Raw genomic sequence first — 242 nt, 5'->3', positions numbered from 1 at the left:
CCGGCGACTGGGATACGGCGATGGCCCACGGGCAGCAATACTGCGAGCTGGTCGAACGCCTGCGGATCGCGGAGCCGACCGCGCCGCTGGACGAAGCCGGCCGCGCCATGAAGTACGACCTGCTGGTGCGTATCCTCGAAAACGACGCGCTCACGCGGGACCTGGCGCTCCCGCAACTGGCCCGGCTGGGCGAACTGCTGGGCCGCATGAAGCGCCAGCAGACGCTGTTGTCGGCCTACGGC

Annotated in this window: 1 protein-coding gene; it reads left to right on the top strand. The window is 69.8% G+C overall.

Annotation, left to right across the window (positions count from 1 at the left end):
- Positions 1-242: flagellar protein FliT (locus SB771_RS36590; protein ID WP_410722233.1), on the top strand; the 242-nt coding region annotated here is incomplete at both ends.

This window comes from Burkholderia sp. SIMBA_051 (assembly GCF_046534915.1).
Lineage (GTDB): Bacteria > Pseudomonadota > Gammaproteobacteria > Burkholderiales > Burkholderiaceae > Burkholderia > Burkholderia ambifaria.
This window is presented reverse-complemented; position numbering and strand designations above follow the sequence as displayed.